Genomic DNA, 2,324 nt, shown 5'->3' on the forward strand with positions numbered 1-2,324 from the left:
CACTCCAAACTGGGCAACTTGCCACCCAATGCCTTCGAGCAGCAATCGGCAATCAAACAACCTATCGTTGTGTCCGAAAAAACTTGACCAGCACATACAGCCGTGTGCCTGAGCGTGTGGCGCACCACTTTGGCGGGTCTAGCCCCGCATCAATCGCCGCTTGCCTGAACGGCTTTTGAATCGCCATCGTGTGCCCCGACTTCGACCGTGCCGCCGGGAATAGCCACTCGGACGCTTGGGGCACGGACTCGACCAAGTACCGCTCCAAAAATTGAACCACGTTGTCAGTGACCGACTGCTCCCTTGCGCCTGCTTTGGCCTGCTTTGGCCTGCGGGATGTATATCGTGTGCTGCGCCAGATTGATGTTTTCTTTGCGGATTGAAAGCACCTCAGACATGCGCATAGAGATTTCCAGCGCGATAAGCACGAATGGGTAGAGCTGTGGGTTATCTGAAGCCTTGCACGCCTCTAAGAACCGCTGCGCCTGTTCCGCCGTCAGGTAAACAATGCGCCCCTCCCCCTCCCTCATGCGCTTCATGCGTGGCTTGGCAGTCGTGAGCCACTGCCATTCGAGCGCGTTCGAAAAGAGGTGAGACAGCGTGGCCATCTCCCTGTTCACCGTGCCCGGCGACGTGGTGCGCCCCGTGTCCCTTGGGATGCGCTTGCCACTGCGCCAGTCACCACCCGCCTGCACCACTTGGGCTAGCCGGTGTTTCTTGTAGCGCTCCACGTCAAACGTCCCCAGCTTCGACAGCGGCATATCGCCAAAGAACGGCACCATGTGCTGTTGGAGGTGCTGCTCCTTCACCTGAAGATTCTTCCCCCCGACTCGCTCAGTTTGGTGATGTATTTGGTGGCCGCATCCTTGAACGACAGCACGATTTTTCGACCCTTGGGCAGCGTCAAAAGGTCGTGACGCGCGTCAGTCCGCGCCTTTTCAATGAAGTCCTCCGCCTGTGTGCGGTGTGGTGCCGTCAGACTCGCGCCCCACCACCCGGTGGATACGAATGCCGTCCACCATCACGTTGACCGAATAGAGGCCATCACCATTGGGAAGCCGCTCAAATGTGATCCCGTGCTCAGTGAGCTTTTGACCTGCCGGCAGCTTGCGCAGCTCCCGACGATCCAGCTTGACGAAGGACTTAGCCATTGCTTAGCCGACCTTTGGCCCACTTATCCAGACCGATAGCTTCGACACCGCAACGCTGTAGAGCCTTGGAGCAACGCGCCAAAGTGGGATTGCTGGATCGCCCACGACTTTGGCAGCAGCGCGCCGAGCGTCACCTACTTGATGGCGAAGTCCCCGGCGCCGAGCACGAAGGCCACGCACCAGCAGTGAGCGCTGCTCATCGTCGTGGTCGGCATCGGTAAAGCGGCTGTCGCCGTGGCGCTCCAGGAATCCATTGATGCCCTCGGCAATCTGGCCGCGCTCGCTGTTGCCCTTGTCCGCGCCACGCAGTGACTGCCAGGCAGCAAAGCCCACGGCAGCAGCGGCGATGGCTGCACCCTTGGGCCAGCCGGTCACGCCGTAGGTGGTGGCCAGCGCGGCACTGAAACTCTGGTCATGGTCACGCGATAGCTTTTCAAGGGAGGCCCGGCCCGCGTGGCCGTAGTGCTTGGCCGCCTCACGCTTCAAGGCGTCCGAGAACTCAGTACCGGTGGCAAACTGGTGCAGGCAGTCCCATGCGTCGTACTGGCGCCGTACTGGCGCTGTGCTGGCACGTCCAACAGGCGCACGGTCTGGCCCGCCTTGATGCGGTGACCACCCTCGGCCATAGTGGTGGTGATGCTGGCATAGATGCAGTTGTAGATGGTTTCGTGTGACACGCGCTGCTCATGGCTTGATGGATGCAAGCGCGCCAGTGTCAGAGCAATCTGCTCGGGCAACCAGTGCAGCCGCAGCAGATGAACCACCAAGTGCCACAAGATCGAGTCGGGGTGTAGCTTGATCGCAGGTCTGTCTAAACGCCTGCGCTGCAGAGATCGGCATTGGCCTTGGGCGCTGACATATCCACAAGGGTCGCCGTTGCGTTGCAGCTCTCGGCTGATGTTGCTCGGGGAACGCGGTGCAGTTACCGGGCAATCGCCTGCACGCTGAAGTTCTGCTGCCTCAGACGGGCAATGGTGACGCGGTCCTCAGGCTGAAGCTAGCGATAGGTCGAAGCGGACTATTGCATCTGCTGATGCTTACAGGTTGGCAGGTGTTGCACTTCACTTTTGAATCCGCCCTGCCAGAAAGACAAAACCCCCCGCACATTGCTGAGCGGGGGGTATTTGCTGGCTGTAAGAGCCTGACGATGACCTACTTTCACACGGGAACCCG

The 2,324-nt window shown here is 60.0% G+C and carries 3 protein-coding genes and 1 pseudogene; all 4 read right to left on the minus strand.

All coding sequences use genetic code 11. The features are described from left to right. Positions 1-284: 284 nt before the first annotated feature. On the minus strand, positions 285-809 hold the full coding sequence (locus Q390_RS19260; RefSeq protein WP_051603333.1) for a tyrosine-type recombinase/integrase: 525 nt from the start codon (positions 807-809) through the stop codon (positions 285-287). A gap of 129 nt (positions 810-938) precedes the next feature. Next, a complete protein-coding gene (locus Q390_RS19265; RefSeq protein ID WP_051603334.1) occupies positions 939-1,151 on the minus strand; it encodes a hypothetical protein in 213 nt (70 codons plus the stop codon). A 3-nt stretch (positions 1,152-1,154) separates the two neighbouring features. Beyond that, a complete protein-coding gene (locus tag Q390_RS0117020) occupies positions 1,155-1,637 on the minus strand; it encodes a hypothetical protein (protein WP_027997129.1) in 483 nt (160 codons plus the stop codon). 155 nt (positions 1,638-1,792) lie between these two features. Then, a pseudogene (locus tag Q390_RS20710) lies at positions 1,793-2,124 on the minus strand (transposase); the annotation flags it as partial. Positions 2,125-2,324: the final 200 nt, after the last annotated feature.

It is taken from the genome of Simplicispira psychrophila DSM 11588, from assembly GCF_000688255.1.
GTDB lineage: Bacteria > Pseudomonadota > Gammaproteobacteria > Burkholderiales > Burkholderiaceae_C > Simplicispira > Simplicispira psychrophila.

Excerpts from the sequence above, each read along its gene's own strand:
- Q390_RS19265 (WP_051603334.1), bottom strand. The coding sequence starts at position 1,151 with ATGGCTAAGTCCTTCGTCAAGCTGGATCGTCGGGAGCTGCGCAAGCTG.